The organism is Falsiroseomonas bella, assembly GCF_003173615.1.
GTDB lineage: Bacteria > Pseudomonadota > Alphaproteobacteria > Acetobacterales > Acetobacteraceae > Falsiroseomonas > Falsiroseomonas bella.
This window is the reverse complement of the sequence record NZ_QGNA01000006.1, coordinates 297510-323173: the sequence shown is the minus strand read 5'-3', so window position 1 is coordinate 323173 and position 25664 is coordinate 297510. Positions and strand designations below refer to the sequence as shown.

General features: G+C 70.9%; 26 protein-coding genes. 13 read left to right on the top strand and 13 right to left on the bottom strand.

From position 1 onward, the window contains the following. Positions 1–122: 122 nt before the first annotated feature. Positions 123–1883, bottom strand: coding sequence for a glucan ABC transporter ATP-binding protein/ permease (locus DFH01_RS24875; RefSeq protein WP_109873204.1), 1761 nt, complete (start codon positions 1881–1883; stop codon positions 123–125). 170 nt (positions 1884–2053) lie between these two features. Here DFH01_RS24875 and DFH01_RS24870 point away from each other — a divergent pair, with 170 nt between their 5' ends. The 9 genes from DFH01_RS24870 (at position 2054) to DFH01_RS24830 (ending at position 8635) form a co-directional block, all read left to right on the top strand. Further along, on the top strand, positions 2054–3052 hold the full coding sequence (locus DFH01_RS24870) for a Bug family tripartite tricarboxylate transporter substrate binding protein (RefSeq protein ID WP_109873203.1): 999 nt from the start codon (positions 2054–2056) through the stop codon (positions 3050–3052). Between the two features lie 64 nt (positions 3053–3116). Then, complete coding sequence (locus DFH01_RS24865) at positions 3117–3452, top strand: hypothetical protein (RefSeq protein WP_109873202.1); 336 nt, start codon at positions 3117–3119, stop codon at positions 3450–3452. 57 nt (positions 3453–3509) lie between these two features. Further along, entirely contained in the window at positions 3510–4604 is a 1095-nt protein-coding gene (gene queA, locus DFH01_RS24860; RefSeq protein ID WP_109873201.1) for a tRNA preQ1(34) S-adenosylmethionine ribosyltransferase-isomerase QueA, read from the top strand. After that, positions 4601–5731, top strand: coding sequence for a tRNA guanosine(34) transglycosylase Tgt (gene tgt, locus DFH01_RS24855; protein WP_109873200.1), 1131 nt, complete (start codon positions 4601–4603; stop codon positions 5729–5731). The genes queA and tgt overlap by 4 nt, the downstream gene beginning before the upstream one ends. Then, positions 5728–6195: a preQ(1) synthase gene (gene queF / locus DFH01_RS24850; RefSeq protein ID WP_109873199.1), complete on the top strand. Its 468-nt coding sequence runs from the start codon at positions 5728–5730 to the stop codon at positions 6193–6195. The genes tgt and queF overlap by 4 nt, the downstream gene beginning before the upstream one ends. A gap of 38 nt (positions 6196–6233) precedes the next feature. Next, positions 6234–6494, top strand: a complete 261-nt coding sequence (locus tag DFH01_RS24845; RefSeq protein ID WP_109873198.1) for a type II toxin-antitoxin system Phd/YefM family antitoxin — start codon at positions 6234–6236, stop codon at positions 6492–6494. Next, the gene (locus DFH01_RS24840; protein WP_199231401.1) at positions 6398–6913 is read left to right on the top strand and encodes a type II toxin-antitoxin system VapC family toxin; all 516 of its coding nucleotides are present in this window, start codon (positions 6398–6400) and stop codon (positions 6911–6913) included. Before DFH01_RS24845 ends, DFH01_RS24840 begins: the two co-directional genes overlap by 97 nt. After that, the gene (gene queG / locus DFH01_RS24835) at positions 6910–7950 is read left to right on the top strand and encodes a tRNA epoxyqueuosine(34) reductase QueG (protein ID WP_109873196.1); all 1041 of its coding nucleotides are present in this window, start codon (positions 6910–6912) and stop codon (positions 7948–7950) included. The genes DFH01_RS24840 and queG overlap by 4 nt, the downstream gene beginning before the upstream one ends. A 25-nt stretch (positions 7951–7975) precedes the next feature. Next, positions 7976–8635, top strand: a complete 660-nt coding sequence (locus DFH01_RS24830) for a type 1 glutamine amidotransferase (RefSeq protein ID WP_158287895.1) — start codon at positions 7976–7978, stop codon at positions 8633–8635. 112 nt (positions 8636–8747) lie between these two features. Here the strand turns inward: DFH01_RS24830 and DFH01_RS24825 are convergent, their stop codons facing one another. The 3 genes from DFH01_RS24825 to DFH01_RS24815 all read right to left on the bottom strand — a co-directional run bounded on the left by DFH01_RS24825 (position 8748) and on the right by DFH01_RS24815 (position 10801). Continuing rightward, entirely contained in the window at positions 8748–9716 is a 969-nt protein-coding gene (locus DFH01_RS24825; RefSeq protein ID WP_109873194.1) for a tripartite tricarboxylate transporter substrate binding protein, read from the bottom strand. A gap of 66 nt (positions 9717–9782) precedes the next feature. Beyond that, positions 9783–10364: an NAD(P)H-dependent oxidoreductase gene (locus tag DFH01_RS24820; protein WP_109873193.1), complete on the bottom strand. Its 582-nt coding sequence runs from the start codon at positions 10362–10364 to the stop codon at positions 9783–9785. After that, positions 10364–10801 (bottom strand): cupin domain-containing protein, encoded by a 438-nt coding sequence (locus DFH01_RS24815; RefSeq protein WP_233256269.1) that lies wholly within the window; start codon positions 10799–10801, stop codon positions 10364–10366. The genes DFH01_RS24820 and DFH01_RS24815 overlap by 1 nt, the downstream gene beginning before the upstream one ends. A 56-nt stretch (positions 10802–10857) precedes the next feature. On the opposite strand from DFH01_RS24815, the gene DFH01_RS24810 reads away from it, so the two are divergent. Next, on the top strand, positions 10858–11439 hold the full coding sequence (locus tag DFH01_RS24810) for an NAD(P)H-dependent oxidoreductase (protein WP_109873192.1): 582 nt from the start codon (positions 10858–10860) through the stop codon (positions 11437–11439). Positions 11440–11443: 4 nt separating this feature from the next. Here the strand turns inward: DFH01_RS24810 and DFH01_RS24805 are convergent, their stop codons facing one another. Genes DFH01_RS24805 through DFH01_RS24790 form a run of 4 tightly spaced genes read right to left on the bottom strand, consistent with a single transcriptional unit; the run spans position 11444 to position 15457 of the window. Continuing rightward, the gene (locus DFH01_RS24805; protein WP_109873191.1) at positions 11444–12763 is read right to left on the bottom strand and encodes a cytosine deaminase; all 1320 of its coding nucleotides are present in this window, start codon (positions 12761–12763) and stop codon (positions 11444–11446) included. A gap of 5 nt (positions 12764–12768) precedes the next feature. Beyond that, positions 12769–13629 (bottom strand): ABC transporter permease, encoded by an 861-nt coding sequence (locus DFH01_RS24800; protein ID WP_109873190.1) that lies wholly within the window; start codon positions 13627–13629, stop codon positions 12769–12771. Positions 13630–13638: 9 nt separating this feature from the next. Further along, positions 13639–14400, bottom strand: a complete 762-nt coding sequence (locus tag DFH01_RS24795) for an ABC transporter ATP-binding protein (protein WP_109873189.1) — start codon at positions 14398–14400, stop codon at positions 13639–13641. 25 nt (positions 14401–14425) lie between these two features. After that, positions 14426–15457 (bottom strand): ABC transporter substrate-binding protein, encoded by a 1032-nt coding sequence (locus tag DFH01_RS24790; protein WP_109873188.1) that lies wholly within the window; start codon positions 15455–15457, stop codon positions 14426–14428. 251 nt (positions 15458–15708) lie between these two features. Between DFH01_RS24790 and DFH01_RS24785 the strand changes: the two genes are divergently transcribed. From DFH01_RS24785 to DFH01_RS24775, 3 genes are read left to right on the top strand one after another with little or no spacing between them, the layout of a single operon-like run. Beyond that, positions 15709–16785 (top strand): ABC transporter ATP-binding protein, encoded by a 1077-nt coding sequence (locus DFH01_RS24785; RefSeq protein WP_233256268.1) that lies wholly within the window; start codon positions 15709–15711, stop codon positions 16783–16785. Further along, complete coding sequence (locus DFH01_RS24780; protein WP_109873187.1) at positions 16782–17822, top strand: ABC transporter substrate-binding protein; 1041 nt, start codon at positions 16782–16784, stop codon at positions 17820–17822. The genes DFH01_RS24785 and DFH01_RS24780 overlap by 4 nt, the downstream gene beginning before the upstream one ends. Positions 17823–17835: 13 nt before the next feature. Continuing rightward, positions 17836–19539: an ABC transporter permease subunit gene (locus DFH01_RS24775; RefSeq protein WP_109873186.1), complete on the top strand. Its 1704-nt coding sequence runs from the start codon at positions 17836–17838 to the stop codon at positions 19537–19539. Between the two features lie 20 nt (positions 19540–19559). Here the strand turns inward: DFH01_RS24775 and DFH01_RS24770 are convergent, their stop codons facing one another. The 5 genes from DFH01_RS24770 to DFH01_RS24750 form a co-directional block, all read right to left on the bottom strand. Then, positions 19560–20312 (bottom strand): PRC-barrel domain-containing protein, encoded by a 753-nt coding sequence (locus tag DFH01_RS24770; RefSeq protein ID WP_109873185.1) that lies wholly within the window; start codon positions 20310–20312, stop codon positions 19560–19562. A gap of 139 nt (positions 20313–20451) precedes the next feature. Continuing rightward, positions 20452–21390, bottom strand: a complete 939-nt coding sequence (locus DFH01_RS24765) for a 2-hydroxyacid dehydrogenase (RefSeq protein WP_109873184.1) — start codon at positions 21388–21390, stop codon at positions 20452–20454. Next, positions 21387–22382, bottom strand: coding sequence for a D-erythronate dehydrogenase (gene denD / locus DFH01_RS24760; RefSeq protein ID WP_109873183.1), 996 nt, complete (start codon positions 22380–22382; stop codon positions 21387–21389). Before denD ends, DFH01_RS24765 begins: the two co-directional genes overlap by 4 nt. 76 nt (positions 22383–22458) lie before the next feature. Next, positions 22459–23877 carry a homospermidine synthase gene (locus DFH01_RS24755; protein WP_233256267.1) on the bottom strand — a complete coding sequence of 473 codons (1419 nt, stop codon included), beginning with the start codon at positions 23875–23877 and terminating at the stop codon, positions 22459–22461. Positions 23878–23915: 38 nt separating this feature from the next. Beyond that, positions 23916–25151, bottom strand: a complete 1236-nt coding sequence (locus tag DFH01_RS24750) for a type III PLP-dependent enzyme (protein WP_109873182.1) — start codon at positions 25149–25151, stop codon at positions 23916–23918. Between the last annotated feature and the right edge of the window lie 513 nt (positions 25152–25664).

The following is a 25664-nucleotide window of genomic DNA, read 5'->3' as shown; positions in this document are numbered from 1 at the left end:
ACGGCTCGATGATCCGCCACTCCGCCTCGCTCAAATCGAACCGCGACATGCCCCTATCCCCCGTCAACTCCGACGGTGAATCAGATCGCGTCGCGTCGCAGCAAGGACTTTGGGTTCAGGACCTAGGTGCTCTCGGCCAGGGAGAGCTGCGTACGAACCAGCTCCGCGAAGCGGCCGTCGAGCTTCACCAGCTCGGCGAAGCCGCCGCGCTCCACCACGCGGCCGCCTTCGAAGACCAGGATCTCGTCGGCGTCGCGCACGGTGGAGAGACGGTGGGCGATGATGAAGGTGGTGCGGCCCGCCATCAGCGCCTTGAGCGCCTTCTGCACGCGCGCCTCGGTCGCCGCGTCGAGCGCGCTGGTCGCCTCGTCCAGGATCAGCACCGGTGGGTCCTTCAGCAGGGCGCGCGCGATCGCCAGGCGCTGGCGCTGGCCGCCGGACAGCGAGGAGCCGCGCTCGCCCACCATGGTGTCGTAGCCCTGCGGCTTCATCGCGATGAAGTCGTGCGCCTCCGCCATGCGGCAGGCACGCTCGATCTCCTCCTGCGTGGCGTCGGGGCGGCCGACCACCAGGTTGTCGCGGATCGAGCGGTTGAACAGCAGCGCCTCCTGGAAGACGACGCCGATGTTGCGGCGCAGGCTTTCCAGCGTGATGTCGCGCAGGTCGTGGCCGTCCAGTGTGATGCTGCCGTCCACCGGATCCCAGAGGCGCTGCAGCAGCGCCATGGCGGTGGACTTGCCCGCGCCGGTCTGCCCGACCAGCGCCACGGTGCGGCCTGGCGGGGCGTGGAAGTCGATGCCGTCCAGGATGCGCGGGCCGCCCGGATAGGCGAAGGCCACCTGATCGAAGCGGACATCGCCGGTGACGCGGCCGAGCGAGGCCGCATCCGGCTTCTCCGGCACGGAGGAGCGGCTGTCGAGCACGGCGAAGAACTGCTCGAGCGCCGGCGTCTGCAGCAGCAGGTGGGAGACGAAGGCGACCGCGCCTTCCAGCCGCGCGATCAGCAGGGTCGCGAAGCCCATGAAGGAGACGATCTCGCCGACCGTCGCCTGGCCGCGCAGGTGCAGCAGCGTGCCGAGCATGAAGATCGCGATGACGGTCAGCGTGGCGGCCGAGCGGGTCAGCACGGAGACCACCGCCCACCAGTTGAGCACCGGGAACTGGCGGTCCAGCACCTGGGTGATGATGTCGCGGAACAGCCGCGCCTCGGAGCCGAGGCGGGTGAAGGACTGCACGACCATCACGTTGGAGAGCGCGTCCTGGGCGTTGCCGGCAAGCTGGGTGTGCAGCGCCTCCACCTGGCTCTGCGCGGCATGGGTCTTGCTGATCACCCAGGCCGAGACGACGGCGAAGAGCACCACCAGCGCCACGAGCAGCAGCCCCAGCCGCCAGTTCATGATGAGCGTCAGCGGCAGCAGGACGGCGGCGGCGATGAAGGTGACGAGGTGCTCGCGGAAGAAGGACAGCCAGAAGGCGAAGAGGTTGTCCGAGCCGAGCAGCATCACCTTCATCAGCCGGCCCGACTGCGTGTCGCCATGGAAGGAGAGCGGCAGGGACAGCACATGCTCGAAATAGCCGCCCATGACGGTCAGGCGGTTGCGGTGCGCCATCCGGTCCGACAGCAGGGCGGTCGCGACATTCGCGCCGATCGAGGAGAGCCCGACCGCGGCCCAGAGGGCGAGCAGCGCGAAGGCCTCGGTCCAGAGCGCCTCCGGCTCGATCCGCTCTGAGCGCGCCAGCAGGTCCACCACGCGGCCGAACAGCACCGGTTCCAGGAAGGAGAGGCCGGCGATGGCCAGCGCGGCGAAGGCGAGCCCGATGGCCACCCAGCGATCCGGCGCAAGCAGCGCCAGCACGCGCCGGTAGACCTTCAAGAAGTGCATGCACCGGGCCCCTTCCACGTCCGCGTGCCCCGGAAATCCCGGCGCCCTGGAGTCCCGCCACAAGGACTCGCCAAATTCCCACCATCTTGCAAGCCGCCGCCGATCTGCGGCAGGAACGCCGGGCAAATGCCGCAGCGGGACGCCGGGTTCCGCCATGGAGGAGAACGACCATGAAGACCAGCCGCCGCGTCCTGCTTGGCGCCAGCCTCGCCCTGCCCCTCGGCCTGCCCGGCATCGCCCGCGCCCAGGCCTGGGCGCCCAGCCGCTCGGTCCGGATCGTGGTGGGCTTCACGCCCGCCGGGACCACCGACATCGCCGCCCGCATCCTGGCCGAGCCGCTGGGGCGCCGGCTGGGCCAGCAGGTGGTGGTGGAGAACCGCCCGGGCGCCGGCGGCAATATCGGCAGCCAGGTGGTGGCCACGGCCGATCCGGACGGCCACACGCTGCTGATGCAGACGATCAGCGGCGGCGCGATCAACTACGAGCTCTACGGCTCGCGGATGCCGATCAAGCCGGAGGACCTGGCGGCGGTCGGGCTGATGATCCGGGTGCCGAACGCGATCTTCGTCAACCCGAACCTGCCGGCGAGGACCCTGCAGGAGCTGGTGGCGCTGGCCAAGTCGCGGCCGGGCCAGCTCAACATCGGCTCTTCCGGCGCCGGCACCTCGCTGCACATGACGGGCGAGCTGCTCAAGCTGGAGGCCGGGATCGACATGACCCATGTGCCCTTCCGCGGCGCGGGTCCGATGCTGCAGGAGACCATCGCGGGCCGGATCGACGTGGCGGTGGACAACCTGCCCTCCGTCATCGGGCATCTGCGCGAGGGGCGGCTGCGCCCGCTGGCGGTGACGACGAAGGAGCGCACGCCGGCGATGCCGGAGGTGCCGACCACGGCGGAAGCCGGCTTCCCCGGCGTGGAGGCGACCGCCTGGTTCGGGCTGCAGGCGCCGGCGCGCACTCCCCGCGCCGCCATCCAGCGCTACTCCGACGAGCTGAACGCCATCCTGCGGGAGGCCGACATGCAGCGCCGCCTGGCCGACCTCGGCGGCATGCCGCCGAACCTGACGCCGGATGGCGGCACCAGCCCCGAGACCTTCGACGCCTTCATCAAGGCCGAGATCGCCAAGTGGGGCGAGGTGGTCCGCCGCTCCGGCGCGCGGGTGGAGTAGCCGGCGCCGCCGGAACCGGGCGGCCCGCCGGCGCGTTGCGCGGCCGGATGGAGGGGGTCGCCCGGTGCCGGAACGCTTCGCGGTCTATCGCTACCCGATCGCCCGCGCCGACGGGGAGCGGGAGTTGCGCTACACCTTCGCGCCCTACAAGGGCGTGGGCTATGCTGGCAGTGACGAGCCCTCGGACGCCCACCCGATGGGCAACGAGCCGGACGAGGCCGGGCAGACAAGGCCCGCCGGCCATGTCGAGGCGCCGGACGGGGCGCGGATCGTCTCCTTCGAACCGCCGATCCTGGAGATTCCCGGGCGCGGCAACTTGGCCCTGGACGCGGTGATCGGCGCCACGGAGGGCGAGGCGGATGACCTGGGCCACCTGGTGCGCTGGCGACCGCGCGCGTAGGCCCGGCCGGGCCGGAACGCTGGACAAGGCGGCGGGGGCGGGCCACATGCGGCCGTCATGCCGGAGGCCCCTCCCCCCTCCCGCGCGGAAGGTGCGCCTCTCCGCACGGAGGAATTCGACTACGACCTGCCCGAGCGCCTGATCGCCCAGGCGCCTGCGCGGCCGCGCGATTCCGCGCGGCTGCTGGTGGTGCGCGCCGAGGGCCTTGAGGATCGCGGCGTGCTGGACCTGCCGGCGCTGCTCGATCCCGGCGACCTGCTGGTGGTGAACGACACGCGGGTGATCCCGGCGCGGCTGCACGGAAGGCGCGGCGATGCTCGGGTGGAGATCATGCTGAACCGCGCCGAGGGTGGCGGTCTTTGGCAGGCGCTGGTGCGCAACGCCCGCCGGCTGCGGCCGGGCGACGAGGTCGCGATCGAGGGCGCGGAGGGCTGCGTCGCCCGCGTGGTGGAGCGCGAGGGCGGCACGGCGCTGCTGGACTTCGGACCCGACCAGGCGGCGCTGGCCGTGGCGCTGGAGCAGGCCGGCGAGGTGCCGCTGCCCCCCTACATCCACCGCAAAGGCGGGCCGCGCGCCGAGGACGCCGCGGACTACCAGACCATCTTCGCCAAGCGCCCCGGCGCCGTCGCCGCGCCGACCGCGAGCCTGCACTTCACGGACCGGCTGCTGGCGGCGCTGGAGGCGCGCGGGGTGCAGCGCGCGACGGTGACGCTGCATGTCGGCGCCGGCACCTTCCTGCCGGTGCGCGAGGACGATCCGCGCCGGCATCACATCCACCGCGAATGGGCCGAGATCGGCGAGGATGCGGCGGCGGCGATCAACGCGGCGCGCGCGGCGGGACGGCGGGTGGTGGCGCTCGGCACCACCGCGATGCGCGTGACGGAGACGGCGGCGCGCGAGGACGGGACGGTGGCGCCCTTCCGCGGGCTGACCGACCTCTACATCCTGCCGGGCTTCCGCTTCCGCGCGGTGGATGCGTTGCTCACCAATTTCCACCTGCCGAAATCCACGCTGCTGATGCTGGTCTCAGCCTTCAGCGGCACGCGGCGCATGCGCGCGGCCTATGCGCATGCCATCGCGCGGGAATACCGTTTCTTCTCCTATGGCGATGCGAGCCTGCTGTTCCGCTGCGCGCAGGACCTGCCGGCATGACCTTGCGCTGGTCCCTGACCACGACGGATGGCGCGGCGCGCGCGGGCACGCTGCATACGGCGCATGGCGAGGTGCCGACGCCGGTCTTCATGCCGGTCGGCACCGCCGGCACGGTGAAGGCGATGACGGCGGATGCGGTGCGCTCCACCGGCGCGCGGATGGTGCTCGGCAACACCTATCACCTGATGCTGCGGCCCGGCGCGGAGCGCGTGGCGCGGCTCGGCGGGCTGCACCGGCTGATGGACTGGCGCGGGCCGATCCTGACGGATTCCGGCGGCTTCCAGGTGATGAGCCTGACAGACCTGCGCAAGATGGACGCCGATGGCGTGACCTTCCGCAGCCATGTGGACGGCAGCTACCACCGGCTGACGCCGGAGCGCAGCGTGGAGATCCAGCACCTGCTGGGCGCCGACGTGACGATGTGCTTCGACGAATGCACGCCCTTCCCCGCCACGCATGCGCAGGCGGCGGACAGCATGCGGCTGTCCATGCGCTGGGCCGCGCGCTGCCGGGAGGCCTTCGTGCCCCGCGACGGGCATGGGTTGTTCGGCATCGTGCAGGGCAGCACCTTCGACGATTTGCGCGCGGAGAGCGTCGCGGCGCTGAGCGGCATCGGCTTCGAGGGGTATGCGATCGGCGGGCTCGCGGTCGGCGAGGGGCAGTCGGAGATGTTCCGGGTGCTGGACGCCACCACGCCCCTGCTGCCCGAGGACGCGCCGCGCTACCTGATGGGAGTCGGCACGCCGGCCGACCTGATCGGCGCGGTGCGGCGCGGCGTGGACATGTTCGACTGCGTGATCCCGACGCGCAGCGGGCGCACAGGCCGCGCCTATACCAGCCGCGGCGTGCTGAACCTGCGCAATGCGCGGCACGCGGAGGATCCCTCGCCGCTCGATCCCGATTGCGATTGCCCGGCCTGCACGCGGCATTCCCGCGCCTACCTCCATCACCTGATCAAGGCGGAGGAGATGCTGGGGCCGATGCTGCTGACCTGGCACAACATCCGCTACTATCAGACGCTGATGGCGCGCCTGCGCCGCGCGATCGTCGAAGGCCGCTTCGAGGCAGAGGCCGCGGCGATCGAAGCGGTCTGGGCCGAGGGCGAGGCGGAGAGGAAGGCGGCATGACCATCAAGACCGACGTCTCCGGCCTGACGATGCTCGGCCAGCATGTGGAGCAGCCGCGCTCGCCCGAGGAAGCGGTGCTGGAGCGGGTGCCGAACCCGCATCCCGGCACACGCTACTGCGTGCGTTTCGTCGCGCCGGAATTCACCTCGCTCTGCCCGATGACGGGGCAGCCGGACTTCGCGCATCTCGTGATCGACTACGTGCCGCGGGACTGGCTGGTCGAGAGCAAGTCGCTCAAGCTTTTCCTGACCAGCTTCCGCAACCATGGCGCCTTCCACGAGGCCTGCACGGTCGGCATCGGGAAGCGGATCGTGGAGCTGCTCGATCCCGAATGGCTGCGCATCGGCGGCTACTGGTATCCGCGCGGCGGCATCCCGATCGACGTGTTCTACCAGACGGGGACGCCGCCGGAGGGGGTGTGGATTCCCGACCAGGGGGTGGCGCCGTATCGCGGGCGAGGGTGAGCCTGGAAATCTGGTCATTCGATGACCATAATCCGGGCATGAGCACGCATAGCGTCGCCGAGGCGAAGACCCATCTGTCGGGCCTGATCGACCGCGCCTTGCAAGGCGAGGAGGTCGTCATCACGCGGCATGGGCGACCTGTCGTTGCGTTGCGCCCGGTCGGCGACGCGCCGGCGCGGATGTCGAATGCGGAAAGCCTCGCCTGGCTGCGTGCCAACCGCGTGAAGGGCGGCGGAGCGGATCCGGAGGACGCGGCGAGCCTTGTCGGCCGCCTGCGCGACGACGAGCAGCGACGCTGAACGCCTATCTCGACACCAGCGTCCTGGTCGCGCTGCTGACCGAGGATGCACTGTCCGAGCGCGCCGATGCGCTGCTCCAGCGCCACGATCCCGCGGTGATGGTCAGCGACCTCGCGCGCGCCGAATTCGCCTCCGTCATGGCGCTCCGGGCGCGGACGCGGCGCATGGACGATGGCGCCGCGCGCGAGGCCTTCGCGAAGCTCGGCGCCTGGGTTGCGGCGGCCACGCTGCCCGCGAGACTCGAGAACGGTGACGTGCTGCTGGCCGAAGGCTTTCTTCGGCGCTTGGACATGACGCTGCGGACCCAGGACGCCATGCACATCGCACTCGCGCTCCGGCTGGGCGCCTCCGTTGCGACCTTCGACGCGCGCATGGCGGAGTCGGCACGCGGACTCGGCGCAGTGGTACTGGAGGGATGACGGCTTCCTCGCCGCGCGAGCTGATCCGCGCGCAGGCGCTCGCGCTCGGCTTCGATGCTGTCGGCTTCGCGCGCGCGCATCTGGCGGAGGAGGTGCGGGAGCGCCTCGCGGCCTTCCTGGCCGAGGGGCATCACGGCAGCATGGGCTGGATGCAGGATCGCGCAGCGCAGCGGGCGCATCCGCGCGCGCTGTGGCCGGAAGCGGTGAGCGTGATCTCGCTCGGCGTGAACTACGCGCCGGAACGCGATCCGCTGGCGACGCTGGCGCGGCGCGACAGCGCGACGATCAGCGTCTATGCCCGCAACCGCGACTACCATGACGTGGTGAAGGGGCGGCTGAAGCGGCTCGGCCAGTGGATGGCGCATCGCTTCAAGGGGACCGAGCTCAAGGTGTTCGTGGACACCGCGCCGGTGATGGAGAAGCCGCTGGCGCAGCAGGCGGGGCTCGGCTGGCAGGGCAAGCACACCAACCTGGTCTCCCGCGCGCATGGCTCCTGGCTCTTCCTCGGCGAGATTTTTTGTACGTTGGAGCTGGAGCCGGATGGGGCGGAGAGCGACCATTGCGGGTCTTGCGATGCCTGCCTGCGCATCTGCCCGACGGATGCCTTTCCCGCGCCCTATCGCTTGGACGCGCGGCGCTGCATCTCCTACCTGACGATCGAGCATCGCGGGCCGATCCCGGAAGGCCTGCGCGCGCGCATGGGCAACCGCATCTATGGCTGCGACGACTGCCTGGCGGTCTGCCCCTGGAACAAATTCGCGCACGCCCATGAGGAGCCGGCCTTCGCGCCGCGCGCCGCGCTGCAAGCGCCGAAGCTGGCGGAGCTGGCCGCGCTGGACGATGCCGGCTTCCGCGCGCTGTTCAGCGGCAGCCCGATCAAGCGCATCGGGCGCGACCGCTTCGTGCGCAACGTGCTGGTGGCCATCGGCAATTCGGGCGATCCGTCGCTGAAGCCCGCGGCGCAGGCGCTGTGCGAGGATGCCGACCCGGTGGTCGCGGACTGCGCGCGCTGGGCGGCGGCGCGACTGCCGGCCTGAACGCCCCCCGCTCGACGAGGACCGCATGCAGATCCTGATCCTGCGCAACAGCGAGAGCGCACCGGAAGGCGCCTTCGGCGAATGGCTCGCGGCGCAGGGCCATAAGCTGCGCGTGGTCGCCGGGGAGGAAGCGGCGGCGCAGGATATCGAGGAGGCGGAGCTTCTGGTCTCGCTCGGCTCGCCGCACGGCGCGTATGACACGCATATCCCATGGATCGCGCGGCAGCGCACGCTGCTGGCGGAGCGGATGGCGCAGCGGCGGCCGACCGTCGGCATCTGCTTCGGCGCGCAGATGATGGCGGCTGCGGCGGGCGGGGATTCGGCACGCATGAAGGATGGGCGCTTCTTCCGGGGCTGGTTCGGCATTGCGCGCGCCGAGGATCCGGTGCTGGCCGGCCCCTGGCCGCGCTGGCACGGCGATGCGATCACCGCACCGCCAGGCGCCGCCGTGCTGGCGGAGGATGCGGGCACGGTGCAGTCCTTCGCGCTGCCGCGCGCGATCGGCGTGCAGTTCCACCCGGAGGCGACACCCGCGATCATGCAGGACTGGGCGGAGCGCTACACACCGCCCGGCCTCGTGGATGCCTCGGCGCTGGCGGCGGAGAGCGCGCGGATCTATCCGGCGCGCGAGGCTGCACGCGCAGCGCTGTATGGGTGGTTGCTGCGGCGCGCGACGGAGGAGTGACCTGCAGACGCGGCCGGCGCAGCCGGCCGAGCGCGCGAATGCGCGCCGCGCCAAGTGGCGCGAAGGCAAGCGCGCGGAGCGCGCGCCCGCCGTCTGAGGGCAACCAAAAAGCTCAGTCGGGCTGGATGCCGCTGCTGCGGACGACGCGGCCCCACTTCTCGACCTCGGCGGCGAAGAAGCGTCCGAACTCCTCGGGCGATGACATCACCAGCCGCGCCTGCTGAGTCTCGGTCATCACCTGCTGCACGCGCGGCTCCTGCAGCGTCTCGCGCAGCGCGGCGTTCATGCGGGCGACCATCGGCGCAGGCGTGCCATGCGGCGCGAAGACGCCCCACCAGGCCTCGGCGATCAGGTTGGGGAAGCCGGCCTCAGTCGAGGTCTGGGTGTTCGGCAGGCCCGACAGGCGCTGCGGGCCGAACTGCAGCAGCGGGCGCAGCGTGCCGCCATTGATGTGCGGCAGCAGCAGGGCGGAGGAGCCGATCATCATGTCCACCGTGCCGGCCACCGTGTCGTTCACCGCCAGGCCGCCACTGCGATAGGGCACATGCGTCATGCGGACGCCCGCCGCCTCGCCCAGCAGGATCATCGTCAGGTGGCCGATGGTGCCGTTGCCGGTGGAGCCGTAGGAGACGGCGTCCGGCCGCGCCTTCGCCGCGGCGATCACATCGGCGAGGTTCCGGAAGGGCTTGTTCGCCTTGGTCGCGATCGAATAGGGCGAGCCCCCGATCAGCATGACCGGATCGAGGTCCTTCATCAGGTCGAAGGGCGGGTTGCGCAGCAGCGCGGAGATCGTCGCATGGCTGTCGAAGGTGAGCAGCCAGGTCAGGCCGTCAGGCCGCGCCTTCGCCACCGCATCCGCGCCGATCGAGCCCGCGGCGCCGGAGCGGTTCTCCACCACCACCGTCGCGCCGAGGCGCTGCGTGAGCCCCGGCGAGACGAGCCGCGCCACCGCATCGGTGGAGCCGCCCGGCGCGAAGGGCACGACGATGCGGATGGTGTTGCCCTGCGCTGCGGCGAGGCGCGGCGCGGCAAGGGCGATGGCAAGCGCGCCGAGCGCGCCACGACGGGCGATGCGGGTCATCCCGGTTTCCTCCCTGCGAATTGGGGGCGCACCATCGCCAAATCGCGCGCGCAGGGCAAGCCAGGGTCAGAAGCGCGTCATCTCCCGTTGCACCTTCGCGAGGAAGGCGCCGCAGCGCGCCTCCGTCGCGCGGTTCATGTCGTAGAGCGCGAGATACTGCACCTCTGCCTTCCAACCGGTCAGCGCGCGCAGATAGCGCGTGACGGCCATGCGTGGCGGATCGGCGACGAAGAGCGCGTTCCACCAGGGACGGCCATAGGTGCTGATGCCGGCGATCTTGCGGATATGCCCGAAATTCGGCCGCGCCACGCCATCCTGCAGCGTGAAGGAAACGCCGGGCACGAAGACGCGGTCGAAGAAGCCCTTGAGGATCGCGGGCAGGCCGAAGGACCAGGTGGGGAAGGAGAGCACGAAGGCCTCCGCGCGTTCCACGCGGCGGATGTAGTCCTCGACCGGCGCGCGGTTGTCCGGCACGGCGTGGTAGCCGCGGCGTTCCGCGGCGCTCAGCACCGGATCGAAGCCCTCGGCGTAGAGGTCGCAGAGATCCACCTCGTGCCCCGCCTGGCGCAGCCCTTCGCGTGCGGCGTCGCGTATCGCAGCGTGGAAGCTCTCGGGCAGCGGATGGGCGTAGAGGTAGAGCACGCGCATCAGGCGCGGCCCGCGCCGGTGAGCACGGCGATGTCCTCCGGCGCGAGATCGACCGGCGTACCGTTGCGGATGAGCTCGGCGAAACCCTCGTTCGGCGCCATCAGCGTCAGGCAGTAGAGCTTTTCGTTCGTGTCGTTGAGGACAATGTGCTCCACGCCCGGGCGCAGGACGAAGGCGTCGCCGGGGCCGATCGGCATCTCTGCGCCGTCGGCATAGGCCTTGCCGCTTCCGGCCAGGACGATGAAGCATTCCTCGGCGGCCTGGTGCGTGTTGGGGGGCGTGCGGCCGCCGGGCTCGAAGATCTCGACGACGAGGGTGAAGGAGACGCCGTCCTCCAGCGGGTCGAAGAGGCAGGCGAAGTAGTTCGTGTCGTTCGGCGCGATGCGGAAGCCGCGCAGGTCCTTCGCGCGCTTGCCGATCACCGGGGCGGTCATCATCGGGCCGTCTCCTTCTGCCGTTGCGCATCCGGCCCGCCGCTTGCTAGGCGGGCGGCATGCAGGTGCTGATGATCTACGCCCATCCGCGCGAGGACAGCCTGGCGGCGGGGCTTCGGGACGCCGCGAAGGCCGCGCTGGAATCGGCGGGCCACACGGTCGAGCTGCGCGATCTCTATGCGGAGCGCTTCGATCCGGTGCTGAGCGCCGAGGAACGCGGGCGCTACCACGACGTGCCGGCGAACCTGCAGGGCATCGAGGACCATGTCGCCGCGCTGCGCCGGGCGGAGGCGCTGGTGCTGGTGCATCCGACCTGGTGGTACGGCATGCCGGCGATCCTCAAGGGCTGGTTCGACCGCGTCTGGGCGCCGGGCGTGGCATTCCATCTCGGTGCGGGCGCGATCGAGCCGGCGTTGACCAACATCCGCCGCATCGCCGTTGTGACCACCTATGGCTCGCCGACCTGGCTGCTGTGGTATATCGGGCGGATCGACCGCAAGCTGTTCGGGCGCGGCATGCGGCGGCTCTGCGCGCGGGACTGCAAGGTGGAGTGGGTGACGCTGACGCGCATGGACCAGCGCACGCGCGCCGAATGCGAGGCGTTCGTGGCGAAGGTGCGAGCGCATTTCGCCAAATGGTAGGCGGCTAGCCGGAAACACCCACCACCGCGTCCAGCTCGCGCCAATGCGGCGCGGTCGCTTCCAGCACGCGGCCGTCGCGCAGCACGATGCGGTCCGATTGCGGGCGGGAGAGCAGCTCCGTCATGAAGCGCGCGGAGAACAGGATCAGGTCGGCCGGCGCGCCGGCGGCGATCAGCCCCCTGCCCTGCAGCCCCATCGCCTCCGCCGGGTTGGCTGCCATCGCGCGGTGCCAGTCGCCGAAGGGATGGTCGAGATGCAGGATGCGCGTCGCTTCACGGAAGACCTCGACCATGTCGAGGTCGCCATAGGCGTAGAAGGGATCGCGCGTGTTGTCGGAGGCGACGGAGACGCGGATGCCGGCGGCGCGCATCTCATGCACCAGCGTCACGCCGCGCCAGCGGGGCGTGCGGCCGGGCACGCGGTCCTGCAGATACATGTTGCACATCGGCAGCACGACGATGTCGATGCCGGCCTCGGCCACGCGGGCGATGGTCTCGCGCGCGAAATCCTCCGGCTGGATGGAAAGGGAGCAGCAATGGCCGCATTGGATGCGGCCCTTGAACTTCCGCTTCAGCGCGGTCAGCGCGATCTCGCGCAGGGCCCGCGCGCCGGTCTCGCCGCTTTCGTCCACATGCAGGTCGAGGTCGAGGCCGCGTTCCTCGGCGAGTGCGAAGAAGGTGTCGAGTTCCTGCTGGAAGCCGGGGGGCAGGTCGTCATGGATACCGCCGGAGGGGCGCGTGACCATGCCGAGCACGCCGCCCGAGGCGGCGACGAGATCCGCCAGCGCCTTGCCGTCCGGGCCGGAGAAGCGATCCACCGGGCAGATCGAGGACATCTGGATCGCGATGCGCCCGGCCCAGGCGTCGCGCAGCTCTCGCATGACGCGCCAGGTGGTCATGGCGTGCGGCAGGTAGGTGTCGAGATGGGTGCGGATCGCAACCGTGCCATGGGCATAGGCGCAGCGCAGCGCGAAATCGGCGCGGGCGCGGATGTCCTCGCCGCTCCAGGCGGCGTTGCGGTCGGACATCACGGCGGTCAGCGCGCCGATGAAGCTGCCTTCGGGGTTGCGGGTGCGCGGCCAGATATGGCCCTTGTCGAGATGCGTGTGGGCATCCACCGGCGCAGGCCAGACCAGGCCGCCCCGCATATCCACGCCATCCGGCGCGGTGCCGGGCAGCGCGACCGCGGCGACCTTCCCGTCCTCAATGCGGATGTCGAGACGGATCAGCCCGTCCTGGTCGCGGTCGGCGTCGAGCCCTGGCACGAGCACGCCGGGGGCGCGCGCATCGCGCAGCCAGAAGCGGCTGCCGGCGCGCTGAAGCATATCCTTCACTTGCGTTCCTTCATCGCGCTTTCGTGCCAGTGGCGCAGCGCGAGGTGCGACACCAGGGTCATCGCCAGGAAGATCGCGATGCCGGTGGCGGAGACGAGGACGAGGGCGGCGAACATCCGCGGGATCTGCAGGTTGTAGCCGGCTTCCAGGATGCGGTAGGCGAGGCCGGAAGCGCGGCCGCCCGTGCCGGCGACGAATTCCGCGACGATGGCGCCGATCAGCGCGAGGCCGCCCGAGATCTTCAGACCGCCGAGGAAATAGGGCATCGCCGTCGGCAGGCGAAGGCGCATCAGCACCTGCCAGCGGCTGGCGCGATACAATCGAAACAGGTCCTGAAGGTTGTGGTCGGCGCTGTTCAGGCCGAGCGTCGTGTTCGACAGGATCGGGAAGAAGGCGACGATCCAGGCGCAGATCAGCAGCGCGATGCGGATGTCGTCCACCCAGATGATGATCAGCGGCGCGATGGCGACGATCGGCGTTACCTGCAGGATGACGGCGTAGGGGAACAGCGACAATTCGATCACCCGCGACTGGGCGAAGAGCACGGCGAGCGCCAGGCCGAGCGCCGCGGCGACGAAGAGGGCGGCGAAGGTGATCTGCAGCGTGATCCAGAGGGAGACCTGCAGCGTGTGCCAGTCCCGGATCAGGGTGCGGCCGACCTCGATGGGGCCGGGCAGGATGTAGGGCGGGATCTCGTTGACGCGCACCGCCCATTCCCAGAGGCCGAGCGCGATGATGCCGATGGCGAGCGGCGCCAGGATGCGAGCCCAGCCTTCGCCGGTGAGGCCGAGGATCGTGCGCTCCCGCGCCTCCTGCGGCGCGTCGGCGACTTCGTTGGCCGAGACGGAAACACCCATGCGCGCCCCCTATTCGCCCATGGCGCCGTGCAGCGCCTCCGACACCGCGCGGCAATGCGCCGCGTATTCGGCGGAGGTCCGAAAAACCTCGCCGCGCGGATAGGCTTCGTTGACCTCCATGTCTTCCACCACGCGGCCGGGGCGCGCGGCCATCACCACGATGCGGCGGGAGAGGTAGACGCTCTCGAACACCGAATGGGTGACGAAGACGGCGGTGAAGCGCTCCAGCGCCCAGAGGGTGAGCAGGTCGTTGTTCAGCCGGTGGCGCGTGATCTCGTCGAGCGCGGCGAAGGGCTCGTCCATCAGCAGCAGGCGCGGCTTGGTGACCAGGGCGCGGGCGATGGAGACGCGCATCTTCATGCCGCCGGACAGCGCGCGGGGATAGGATTTCTCGAAGCCCTTGAGGCCGACCTCGGCGAGCGCCGCGGCGGCGCGGTCCTCTGCCTCGCTGCGCGCGGTGCCGGCGAGGCGCAGCGGCAGCATCACGTTCTTCAGCGCGCTGGACCAGGGCATCAGCGTCGGCTCCTGGAAGACGAAGCCGATGTCGCCTGCCGCGTTGCCGCCGGCGGCCATCTCGATGCTGCCGGTGCTCGGCCCCATCAGCCCCGCGATCATGCGCAGGACGGTGGACTTGCCGCAGCCCGACGGGCCGAGCAGGGAGACGAAATCCCCCTGCCCGATCGCGAGGTCCACGCCCTGCACGGCCAGCGTGCCGTTCGCGTAGCGCTTCGCCACGCCGCGCAGGGTGACGACGGGCGGTCCCGCCGTCACGCCTGTCGCCGCCGGAAAGCCATGGTCAGGCAAGACCGACCCGCTTGTTCACGAAGTCCAGGCTGTAGGCGCGCTTGACGTCCATGCCGGGCGGATAGAGGCCGACATCGCGCATCGTCTCGTAGAAGGACTGCCAGCGCGCATCGGTCATGGCGCCGATCCCGAGGCTCAGCGCCTCACCGGAGCGGACGATGCCGTTCTCGTTCATCACGCGGATCGCGTAGGCGATCTTGGCGTCCGTCATCTCGGGGTTGTCGCGCTTGATCTGCGCATTCGCCTCCTCGATGCCCTGGCCGGTCATGTATTGCGTCCAGCCCTCGATGGTGGCGTTGACGAAGCGCTGCACCACGTCGCGCTTCTGCTCCACCATTCGGCGGGAGATGTCGATGGTGGTGTTGTAGTTGTTGTAGCCGGCATCGGCGATCAGGAAGACCTTCGGACGCGCGCCGGCCTCGATCGCGGCGTAGGGCTCGGAGGAGAGGAAGCCCTGCTGGATGGCGTTCCGATCGGCCATGAACGGGCCGACGTTGAAGGTGTAGGGCCGGATCTGCTCGTCGGCGAAGCCGAAGCGGCGGCGCAGGAACGGCCAGAAGGTGACGCGGCCGGAGGCACCGATCAGGATCGGGCGGCCGCGCATGTCCTCGAAGGAATTGATGCCGTTGCCCTCGTGCGTCATCAGGATCTGCGGATCCTTCTGCATGATGGCGCCGATGGTCATGAAGGGCAGGTTCTCGCGCACGTAGTTCAGCGCCTGGAAGCCGTTGGACATGATCATGTCCACGCGGCCGGCGAGCAGGAGCTGTGCGGGGTTCTGCTGCGGCCCGCCCATGCGGACCTCCACATCCAGGCCGTGGCGGCGATAGATGCCGGCCGCGACCGCCTGGTAGTATCCGCCATGCTCGGCCTGGGCGCGCCAATTGGTCTGGAACGACACCTTGTCGAGGCTCTGCGCCACCGGCACGCGGGCGCCCGGCACCGCGGCCAGGACAAAGCCGGCGGCACCGCCAAGCAGGGCGCGACGTTCGACGCGGTAGCGGGTGCGGTTCGTGGTGCCCATGCGGGTGAATCCTCCGTCGCGTCTCGGCCGCGCGCCAACCGGCGCCGCGCGCCCTGCCAAATGGCAGTCGGCGCAGTCGCAGCAAGGGGCGTGCCAGGGCGTCGCCCCGGCGCGGCCGACATAGCCCGGCACGGGTGCGGCGCGAAAGCGGGCAGACGCAAAAAAATTGGGCAGGCCACCGCCGGGATGCGAACGAAATCCGCGATCCGACGCGCTAGCGGTGTGGCATCGGGATTGCCTACCCTTCCGGCGTGCAGCCCGCCCCACATCTCCGGCTTGACGCATTGATCAAGCGCTACGGTGCCATGGCCGCCGTGGACGGCGTCTCCCTCGACGTTGCGCGGGGCGAGTGCATCGCGCTGCTGGGGCCATCAGGCTGCGGCAAGACCACCACGCTGCGGCTCGTCGCCGGGTTCATCGCGCCCGACTCGGGCCGCATCCTGATCGGCGGACGCGCGGTGGAGCGCGATCCGCCGCATCGCCGCCAGATCGGCATGGTGTTCCAGAACTACGCGCTGTTCCCGCACCTGACCGCCGCGGGCAACGTCGCCTTCGGGTTGGAGATGCGCAACGTGTCCCGCGCCGAACGCGACTCGCGCGTGGCGGAGGCGCTGGCGATGGTCGGGCTGGACCGGCTGGCGGATCGCTATCCGGCGCGGATGTCGGGCGGGCAGCAGCAGCGCGTGGCGCTGGCCCGCGCCCTGGTGATCCGGCCCGAACTGCTGCTGCTGGACGAGCCGCTGTCCAACCTGGATGCCGGGCTGCGCGTGGAGATGCGCGAGGAGATCGCGCGGCTGCGCACCCAGGCCGGGATCACCACCCTGTTCGTAACGCATGACCAGGAGGAGGCGCTGGCGCTGGCCGACCGCGTCGCGGTGATGGATCGCGGCCGCATCGTGGAATGCGCGAGCCCGGCGGAACTGACCGAGCATCCGCGCCACCTCTTCACCGCGCGCTTCCTGGGTGCGCGCAGCGTGCTGGAAGGGCGCGCCGAGGCCGGCATGTTCCGCGCGGCGGGGCTGCCGCCGATCCCGCTGCCCGCGGGCGCGCGCCCGACTCATCTGGTGCTGCGCGCCGCGCGGCTGCGGCTGACGGGGCCCGACAGCGCGCCGGACGCGCCGCTGGTCGCCGCGGCGAGGATCGAGGCGGCGACGCGGCTGGATGACGCGGTGCATTACGAGCTCGCGGTCGGGGCGCACCGGCTGCGCGTGCGCCGCCCCACCGCCGAGCCGGCCCTCTCGCCGGGCGCTCACGCCATGCTGGTCGCGCCCACGGATGCGATGAGCTGGATCGAGGATTTCGAGACCGCTGCAGGAGAAGCCGCATGACCGCTCGCACCACCCGTCGCACGATGCTCGGCGCCGCGCTCGCCGCGCCGGCCATCTGGGGCAAGGACGCCGTCGCGCAGATCAGGCGCGGTGACGAGCTCACCGTCGGCGTCTGGGGCGGCGTGCAGGAGCGGATCGTGCGCCAGTATTGCGGCACGCCGCTGGAGCAGCAGCACGGCGTGAAGATCAACTACGTGCTCGGCGGCACCACGGAGCGGCGCGCGCGCGCCTATGCCGAGCGAGGCCGGCCGAGCTTCGACGTGCTGTACCTGAACATCTCGGAAAGCCGCCAGGCGGTGCGCGACGGCGTGACGCAGGCGCCGACCGCCAATGTGCCGAACTTCGCCAACCTCTATCCGCTGGCGCGGCAGGGCGGCTACGGCGTGGCCTTCAACCCCGTCACCATCGTCTATGACCGCCGCGCGGTCGCGTCACCGATGACGTCGTGGAAGGATTTCTGGCGCGACGACCTGAAGGGCAAGGTGATCTGGCCGACCTACCCGGGCGCGCAGGGCACCTCCGCGCTGCTGATGTCGGCCAAGGTCTGGGGCGGCAGCGAGCGCAACATCGACCCGGCCTTCCAGAACATCGCGCGCCTGAAGCCCTTCGCCGCGATCCAGGGCAGCCAGGACCAGCTCTACGGCATGTTCGACAGCGGCGTCGGCGCGGCGAGCGTGGAGTTCGGCAGCTTCACCCGCCGCTATGCCGAGACGCGCAACCCGAACATCGTCGTTGCCGATCCCACCGAGGGCCAGGTGGTGGCGATGAACGTGGCCTGCATCACCACGGGCACGCGCAACCAGGCGCTGGCCGAGGCCTGGGTGAACCTGCATCTCTCGCCGGAATGCCAGCAGGCCTATGCCGAGCAGATCTACTACAGCCCGACCATCACCAACCTGACGCTGCCGGCGGAGCTTTCGGCGAAGCTGGTGATGGGCCAGGCGGCGGTCGAGAAGCTGGTGGATTTCGACTGGGGCGTGGTGGCGCAGAACGAGCCGCGCTGGTCCTCCCGCTTCACTCGCGAGATCGCTGGCTGACACGGGGCGTTCCATGACGGGCAGGGTCGGCTCGGGCCTGCTGGCCCTGCCCTACGGCGTCTGGCTGCTTGCGGCCTTCGCCGCGCCGCTCGGCGCCGTCGCGCTGCTGTCGGTGCAGCAGACGGGCGGGATGTTCGACCCGATCTTGCTGGTGCCCTCCACCGAGCAGTATGTGGAGCTGGTCGGCGACCGCTTCTACATGCGCGTGTTCCTCAACACGCTGCTGCTCGGCGTCGGCGTGGCGACGGCCTGCGCGGTGCTGGGCTATCCGCTGGCGCTGTGGCTGACGCGGCTGCCGCCGCGCTGGAAGCCGCTCGGCTTCGCGATCGTGCTGGTGCCGCTGCTGACCAACGTGGTGGTGCGCTCGCTCGGCATCATCCTGCTGCTGGCGCCGCGCGGCATTGTTGCCTCGCTCGCGGTGGAGCTCGGCCTGCCGCGGCCGGACCTGCTGTTCGGCTGGTTCGCGGTGGGGCTGGCGCTGACGCAGGTCTTCCTGCCCTTCATGGTGCTGGCGCTCTACGACGTGCTGGAAGGCCAGGAGAAGCGGCTTGACGAGGCGGCGACGAGCCTCGGCGCCGGGCCGGCGATGCGCTTCTTTCGCGTGGTGCTGCCGCTGTCGCTGCCGGGGCTGCGCGCGGGGCTGGTCATCACCTTCCTGCTCGCTTCGGAATCCTATGTCTCGGCGGCGCTGGTGGGCGGCCGGAAGGTGCTGGTCAGCGGCATGATCGTGCTGAAGGAAGGCATCGAGGTGATGAACTATCCCCTCGCCTCGGCGCTCGCGATGCTCATGCTGTTCGCGGGCGTGCTGGCCACCTTCCTGATCGGCCGCGCCATCGCGCTTCTGACACCCTGGATTCCCGGCCGCCCGCCCCTGCCGCGCCTGAGGCTGCCGCCGGCGCTGCGCCGCGCGCTGGTGGCGGTGGCGGAAGCGTTGGCGCCCATCGTCTCGCGGCTGTTGCTGGCCATTGCGATCCTGCTGCTGGTCTTCCCGCTGCTGCTGGTCGCCGTAGCCAGCGTGAACGACAGCCCGCAGGCGACCGTCGCGCAGTTCGTCGGCTTCACGTTGAAATGGTATGCGCTGATCCTCGAGAATCCGCGCTACCTGGAAGACGCCTGGACCAGCCTGCAGCTGGCGCTCTGCGCGGTGGCGATCGCGCTGGCGATCAGCCTGCCGGCCGCCTTCGCGCTGGTGCGCGGCGGCTTCGCGGGGCGGGAGGCGCTGGGCGCGCTCTATGTGCTGCCGCTGGCGCTGCCGGGCATCGCCATCGGGCTCGGCATGCTGCGGCTGCTGCAATGGTTCAACATGGTGCCGCCCTTCCTCGGCATCCTGGCGGTGCATGTGGTGCTGATCGCGCCCTTCATGCTCATGCTTTTGCGCGCCTCCGTGGCGCAGCTTGACCGCAGCCTGGAGGAGGCGGCGGGCGGGCTTGGCGCCACGCCCGCGCGGGTGTTCCGCCGGGTGATCCTGCCGCAGCTCGGCCCCGGCATCGGCGTGGCCTGCGTGATCGGGTTCCTGAATTCCTTCGGCGAGGTCACGGTCACCGCCTTCCTGACGACGGCGCGGATGCAGACGCTGCCGGTGCGCATCTATGCCGAGGCGACCTTCAGTCTCGAGAACACGGTGAACGCGATCAGCACCATCTTCATCCTGGTGACGATCGCGCTGCTGCTGCTGGTGAACCGGCTGATGCCGCTGGACCGGGTGTGGCGGCGGTGAATGGGTGACCCCGCGTCGGCTCAGCCCCAGTAGGGGCGTGCGCCATAATGCGCGTGCAGCCGTTCCTCATGCTCGCGCGCGAGCAGGCTGGAGGGCTCGTACTCCGGGCTCGCCTTCACCTGGTCGCGCGTGACGGTGACATGCACCTGCTGCGTCGCCCAGTCGATGCCGCTGAACCAGCGCGGCGAGAGGATCACCTTGCGCGCCGGCCACCAATTGGCGGTGTCCACCACCACGTAGCGGATGGCCCAGGGGTCGTCGTCCACCAGGAACTCCTCCACATGACCGATGTCGCCGTCGGTCGCCTGGATGTAGTAGCCGGTGACCTCCTTCGCGCTGCGCAGATGCGGGTCGCCGCTCGGCTCCTCGCGCGTCTCGGGGGTGGAGCGGGGCGGCTCGCCCGCGGCGGGAACGGCGGTGGGCGCGGCGAAGGGCGGCGCGAAGCTGAGGTTCCAATAGGGCGTCCAGCCGTAATGGCCGTAGACGCGTGATTCGAGCTGGCGGGAAACGGGTGCGTCGAAGCCGATCTCGGGGCTTTCCTCAACCTGGCGGCGCGTGAGGTCCACCGGATATTCCAGCGTGGTGCCGCCCGCCGCGCCAAAGCACGAGGGCGGCAGCAGCACCCTCCGCCCCGTGAGCCAACCGCCCGTGTCCACGACCACCCAGCGGACATTCCAGTCGGTTTCATCGAAGAGCAGGTCGGCGATGCTGCCGATCCCGCCGTCCCGCGCACGGAGCCCGCTGCCGATGAGCGTGGTGGATCGCCAGAGCATCGCCGCCTCCCTTCGCGCGCATCGCCTTCCTTCCGGAAAGCGCGGCGCGGCGGATGGGTTCCCGCGCTGGCGACCCCGCTGCGGCGGAAAACGCCAGGCGGCGACCGGCCGCCATGGCGACCAGGCCGCGGCGAGCCGGTCAGGCGACCGGCGTGAGCAGGGGGCGGCCTTCCATCTGGGCTTCGAGATTGGCCCGCATCAGCGCGCCCATGTCCTTGCGCGTCTCGACCGTCGCGCTGGCGGCGTGGGGCTGCAGCACGACATGGTCGAAGGTGAGGAATTCCGGGTCGATGTCCGGCTCGTTCAGGAACACGTCAAGGCCGGCAGCGGCGATGCGCTTCGTCCTCAGTGCGGCGAGCAGCGCGGCCTCGTCCACGACCGTGCCGCGGGAGACGTTGCAGAAGATCGCGCCGGGCTTCAGTGCCTCGATCGCCGTCCTGTCCACCAGGCCCTTGGTGGCCGGCCCGCCGGCGGCGGAGACCATCAGGATGTCCACATGCGGCGCCAGCGCGGCGGGGGTGGGATACCAGTCGTAGGGCACGTCCTTCTTCTGCCGCGCGCTGTAGGCGATGGGCATGCGAAAGGCCTCCGCGCGGCGGGCAATGGCGGCGCCGATGCGGCCAAGGCCGACGATGCCGATGCGCTTGCCCCAGACGCGGGTCTGCAGCGGCATGGAGCCCTTGGTCTTCCAGGATCCGTCGCGCACCCAGGCATCGCCGGCCGGGATGCGGCGCGCGGCGGCGAGCAGCAGGCCTATGGCCATGTCGGCCACTTCCTCGGTCAGCACGTCCGGCGTGTTGGTGACGCGGATGCCGCGCGCCTTGGCGGCGGGGACGTCGATCAGGTCGTAGCCGACTCCGTAGCAGCCGATGATCTCGAGCTTCGGGAGGGCGTCCATCAGCTCGGCGCTGGCGCCGACCTCGCCCTTCGTTGCGATGGCGCGGATGGTGTCGCGGTGCCGCGCGAGCATGCCGGGCTTGTCGGCCGTGGCGTAGTAGAGATGGACCTCGAAGCGTTCGGCCAGCGCCCCGAGATCCCAGTCAGGCAGCTCCCCGACGACAAGAACGCCGGGCTTCACGGCACCTTCCCCATCAGCTCGTCCTCGACATGCACGCGGATGATCTCGTCGAAACTCTTCTCGGCCTGGAAGCCGAGCGATTCCGCCCGCTTCGCGTCGAAGCGGCGGGGCCAGCCGGCGACGATCCTCATGATGGTCTCGTCGGGCTCGCGGCGGATCAGCGCGACGGCCTTGTCGCCGGCGACGCGGCGCAACGCCTCGATCTGCTCGGCGACCGTCGCGGCGAGGCCCGGCATCGTCAGGTTGCGGCGCGCGCCGAGTGGTTCGGTATCGAGCGTCGCGGCGTGCAGCAGGAAGCCGACCGCGGCGCGCGGGCTGGCGTGCCAGTGCATCACCGTGTCGGGCACGGGCAGCACGGCCTCCTTCCCGGCCAGCGGCTCGCGCAGGATGCTGGAGAAGAAGCCGCTGGCGGCCTTGTTGGGCAGGCCGGGGCGGATGCAGATGGTGGGCAGGCGGATGCCGACGCCGTCGAAGAAGCCGCGGCGCGAATAGTCGGCCAGCAGCAGCTCGCCGATCGCCTTCTGCGTGCCGTAGCTGGTGAGCGGCGTGGTGAAGAACTCGTCGCCGATCGCGTCCGGAAAGGGCGCGCCGAAGACCGCGATGGAGGAGGTGAAGACGACGCGGGGCTTGTACTCCGCGCCCTCGCCGGCGGCGCGCAGCGATTCCTGGCGGATCTCCTCGAACAGCAGGCGCGTGCCGTCCAGGTTGATGCGGTAGCCCTTGTCGAAATCGGCCTCGGCCTCGCCGGAGACGATGGCGGCGAGGTGGAAGATCAGCTCCGGCCGGCCGGCGATCATGCGGTCCGCGGCGCCGCCGGCGGAGATGTCCGCCGCCCAGGCCTCGCCCGCCATCCCTTCGGGCAGTTGCGGCGCGATCACGTCCATCAGGCTGAGCTTGGTGACTGGCCGCCCGCCCACCGCGCCATCCGCGGCGATCCGCGCGACGAGCTTGCGGCCGACCATGCCGGCGGCGCCGATGACGAGGACATGCATGCCTGGACCCTCCCGAACCGGGGCGCAGGCTAGGGCGGAATGGGCGGGTTAGGAAGGCGAGCGGGCACGGGCGCCGTCAGGCCACGCGGATGTTGCGGAACTGCCAGGGGTCGGTGGCGTCCACCTCCTCGGGGAACAGCACGCCGCGATCCTGCAGCGGGGTCCAGTCGGAATAGACGCCGACGACCTCGCCGAGATACGGGCGGCAGATCTCCAGGATGCGGTCGTGGTCCATCTCGTCGGATTCGACCAGGCCGCGGCGCGGGTTCTCGATGGCCCAGATCACGCCGGCCAGCACGGCCGCCGTCACCTGCAGCGAGGTGGCGTTGTTGTGCGGCACCAGCTCCCGCGCCTGGCCGATGGTGAGCCGCGAGCCGTACCAGTAGGCGCCCTTGGCGTGGCCGCAGAGCAGCACGCCGAGCTCGTCCATGCCGGAGACGATCTCGTCCGTCATCAGCCGCTTCTCCGGCTGCATCTGCCAGTTCTTGCCCGCCAGCTCGTGCACCGACAGCACCGCATCGTCACAGGGATGGTAGGCGTAGTGCGCGGTCGGGCGGTACAGCACGCGCCCGTCGGCGTCGCGCAGCGTGTAGTAGTCGGCGATCGAGATGCTCTCGTTGTGGGTGATCAGGAAGCCGTGGAACGGGCCTTCGAGCGGCGTCCAGGTGCGGACGCGCGTGCTCGCACCCGGGCGCATCAGGTAGATCGCCGCGTCGCAGCCGAAGCCGTGGCGGTGGCCGTCGGCCGGCAGCGCCTTCTCATGCGTGCCCCAGCCGAGCTCGGCGGGCTGGCAGCCCTCGCCCACGAAGCCGTCCACCGACCAGGTGTTGACGAACTCGCCGGGCTTCTTCGGGCGGTCGGCGACCTGCGTGTCGCGCTCCGCGATGTGGATCACCTTCACGCCGAGATCGGCCGCGATCTTCGCCCAGGCGGCACGGTCGGACGCCGGCGGCGGCGCGGCAATCGGCGCGCCGGTGTCGCGCGCGATGTCGAGCAGCGCCTGCTTCACGAAATGGCTGACGAGGCCCGGATTGGCGCCATGCGCGGTGATGCTGGTGGGACCGCCCCGGGCCATCTCACGCAGCGCCACCGCTTCCTCGCGCATCGCGTAGTTGGAGCGCTGGGAGGGCGTGAGGGCGGGATCGGTGTAGCCGCCGGCCCAGGGCTCCACGACGGTGTCGAGATAGAGCACGTCGCGCTCCTGGCAGAGCTTCATCAGCGCCACCGACGACACGTCCACCGACAGATTCAGCAGGAAATCGCCGGCCCGCAGCAGTGGCGAGAGCAGCTCGGACAGATTGTCGCGCGTGACGGCCTGCTCGACGAACCGGATGCCGTATTCGGCGGCGACCTCGCGGCCGCGCGGCTCGGCGGTGACGATGGTGATGTCGTCGCGCGCGATCTCGATGTGACGCAGGATGAGGGGCAGGACGCCCTGGCCGATCGAGCCGAAGCCGAGCATGACCAGGCGGCCGCGGAAGGTCGCGTGCTTCACCGTCGGTGTCTCCGATGAGGGGTGGGGGGCAAGGCCGCTCAGGCGGCCTTGCCCAGTTCGTATCCAGGCGTCTCGAGCAGCGGCGGGTCCGCCACCTCGGCAATGCCCGCGCGGTCGAAGCCGTTGAAGGCGGTGCGCAGCGAGGCGCCATAGGCGCCGAGCTGGCCGACCTCGATCCAGTCGCCCTCGGCGACATCCCCCGGCAGCAGGAACGGACCCTTCATGTGGTCCGCACTGTCGCAGGTGGGGCCGAAGAAGCTGCAGGCGACGAGCGGCGCGGCGCTGTCGCGCAGCAGCCGCACCGGGAAGCGGAAGCCCGGTGCGCCCGCATCCGACAGCGCGCCGTAGACGCCGTCGTTCACGAACAGCGCATCGCCGCGCCGGTGCTGCACCTGCAGCACCACGGAGGTGCCCGCGGCGACCAGCGCGCGGCCCGGCTCCGCCCACAGCGCGAGGCCCGAAAGGCCCTCCGCCGCGACGGCCTGTCGGATCGCCGCCATGAAGGCGGGGAGCGGCGGGGGCACGACATCGGGGTAGGCGACCGGGAAGCCGCCGCCGACATCGAGCAGGTCCACCGCCACGCCCGCCTCCCGGATCACCGCCGCGGCCAGCGCGATGGCACGGGAATAGGCGGAGGGGTCCAGGCACTGGCTGCCGACATGGAAGCTGACGCCGAGCTTTTGCGCATGCGGCCGCGCGGCGCGCAGCAGCGCGACGGCATCGGCCGGCGCGGCGCCGAACTTGCCGGAGAGGTCGTACATCGCACCGCCCTTCGGCAGCGCGAGACGCACAACGAGGCCAAGCCCCTCGCCGCCCCCGGTCTCCTCGCGAAGCTTCGCAAGCTCCTCCGCGCTGTCGAGCACGAAGTCGCGCACGCCCTGGCGCTGCCAGGCCTCGCGGATGGCGCCGCGGGACTTCACGGGGTGCATGAAGTGGATCGCGGCGTCCGGGAACATGTTGCGCACCAGCCGCACCTCGGCTTCCGAGGCGCAGTCGAAGCGGCGCACGCCGCCGCGCCAGAGGGCGCGCAGCACCGCGGGCTCCGGGTTGCACTTCACGGCGTAGAGCGTCTCGCCGGGGAAGGCGGCCAGGAAGGACCGCGCCGCGCCCTCGATCGTGGCGGGGCGGATGCAGTGCAGCGGCGCTTCCGGGCGCAGGCGCGCGACGAGCGCGTCGACGCTCCGGGGGAGCTTCTGGTCAGGGCGGCGGAGCGTCGCGCCGCCAGGCGCGCGGGAGAGCGGGCTGACGGCGCCGCGGAAGCGGAGATCGGTCATCGCAGGGGTTCCGAAGCGCAGAGTGGCAGGACGCCCCGCCGCCACGCCCCTGCCCTGTCGGGCACGGCGCGGCGGCGGGGAAGGAGGGAGCCGCGAGGCGGCCTGACGCAGCCCCCTGGCGCACGGCGCGCCGCCCTTGCGGGCGGGCGGGACGTGGCAGGGCGCCGCGCTCAACCGGGGCGCCGGCGCCGCGGGCGCTCGCCGCGCGCAGCCCGTGGGGACTGCGGCGGTGCGGGCCGGGGCGTGGCGCGCCGGATCAGGCGCTGGCTGGGTCGCGAGATCGTCTCGCGCCGCGGCATTCAGGCGACACAGGCGGCTCCCCCGAACTTTCCGGCCCATGGGTGGCCGGCACGGACAAGAGACGCGTCCCGTCGTTGCTGTGGCCCGGAAACGGGGCCTCGCGGCACGTGCGCTGGCGTCGGAACTCGCCGCCACGGACAGGCCGCGGCGACGGCCGGAGAAATAGCGGCGGCCTGGGGCGATTGCAAGGGGATTTTTCGGCCGACGCACGCG

What these genes read in the sequence shown, in the direction of transcription:
- DFH01_RS24750 (WP_109873182.1), bottom strand. Translation starts at nt 25,151, where the DNA reads ATGACCGATCTCCGCTTCCGCGGCGCCGTCAGCCCGCTCTCCCGCGCG.
- DFH01_RS24810 (WP_109873192.1), top strand. Translation starts at nt 10,858, where the DNA reads ATGCAGGTGCTGATGATCTACGCCCATCCGCGCGAGGACAGCCTGGCG.
- DFH01_RS24815 (WP_233256269.1), bottom strand. Translation starts at nt 10,801, where the DNA reads ATGATGACCGCCCCGGTGATCGGCAAGCGCGCGAAGGACCTGCGCGGC.
- queF (WP_109873199.1), top strand. Translation starts at nt 5,728, where the DNA reads ATGACCATCAAGACCGACGTCTCCGGCCTGACGATGCTCGGCCAGCAT.
- denD (WP_109873183.1), bottom strand. Translation starts at nt 22,382, where the DNA reads ATGCATGTCCTCGTCATCGGCGCCGCCGGCATGGTCGGCCGCAAGCTC.
- DFH01_RS24780 (WP_109873187.1), top strand. Translation starts at nt 16,782, where the DNA reads ATGACCGCTCGCACCACCCGTCGCACGATGCTCGGCGCCGCGCTCGCC.
- DFH01_RS24875 (WP_109873204.1), bottom strand. Translation starts at nt 1,883, where the DNA reads ATGCACTTCTTGAAGGTCTACCGGCGCGTGCTGGCGCTGCTTGCGCCG.
- DFH01_RS24830 (WP_158287895.1), top strand. Translation starts at nt 7,976, where the DNA reads ATGCAGATCCTGATCCTGCGCAACAGCGAGAGCGCACCGGAAGGCGCC.
- queA (WP_109873201.1), top strand. Translation starts at nt 3,510, where the DNA reads ATGCCGGAGGCCCCTCCCCCCTCCCGCGCGGAAGGTGCGCCTCTCCGC.
- DFH01_RS24770 (WP_109873185.1), bottom strand. Translation starts at nt 20,312, where the DNA reads ATGCTCTGGCGATCCACCACGCTCATCGGCAGCGGGCTCCGTGCGCGG.
- DFH01_RS24825 (WP_109873194.1), bottom strand. Translation starts at nt 9,716, where the DNA reads ATGACCCGCATCGCCCGTCGTGGCGCGCTCGGCGCGCTTGCCATCGCC.
- DFH01_RS24845 (WP_109873198.1), top strand. Translation starts at nt 6,234, where the DNA reads ATGAGCACGCATAGCGTCGCCGAGGCGAAGACCCATCTGTCGGGCCTG.
- tgt (WP_109873200.1), top strand. Translation starts at nt 4,601, where the DNA reads ATGACCTTGCGCTGGTCCCTGACCACGACGGATGGCGCGGCGCGCGCG.
- DFH01_RS24820 (WP_109873193.1), bottom strand. Translation starts at nt 10,364, where the DNA reads ATGCGCGTGCTCTACCTCTACGCCCATCCGCTGCCCGAGAGCTTCCAC.
- DFH01_RS24775 (WP_109873186.1), top strand. Translation starts at nt 17,836, where the DNA reads ATGACGGGCAGGGTCGGCTCGGGCCTGCTGGCCCTGCCCTACGGCGTC.
- DFH01_RS24790 (WP_109873188.1), bottom strand. Translation starts at nt 15,457, where the DNA reads ATGGGCACCACGAACCGCACCCGCTACCGCGTCGAACGTCGCGCCCTG.
- DFH01_RS24800 (WP_109873190.1), bottom strand. Translation starts at nt 13,629, where the DNA reads ATGGGTGTTTCCGTCTCGGCCAACGAAGTCGCCGACGCGCCGCAGGAG.
- queG (WP_109873196.1), top strand. Translation starts at nt 6,910, where the DNA reads ATGACGGCTTCCTCGCCGCGCGAGCTGATCCGCGCGCAGGCGCTCGCG.
- DFH01_RS24805 (WP_109873191.1), bottom strand. Translation starts at nt 12,763, where the DNA reads ATGCTTCAGCGCGCCGGCAGCCGCTTCTGGCTGCGCGATGCGCGCGCC.
- DFH01_RS24870 (WP_109873203.1), top strand. Translation starts at nt 2,054, where the DNA reads ATGAAGACCAGCCGCCGCGTCCTGCTTGGCGCCAGCCTCGCCCTGCCC.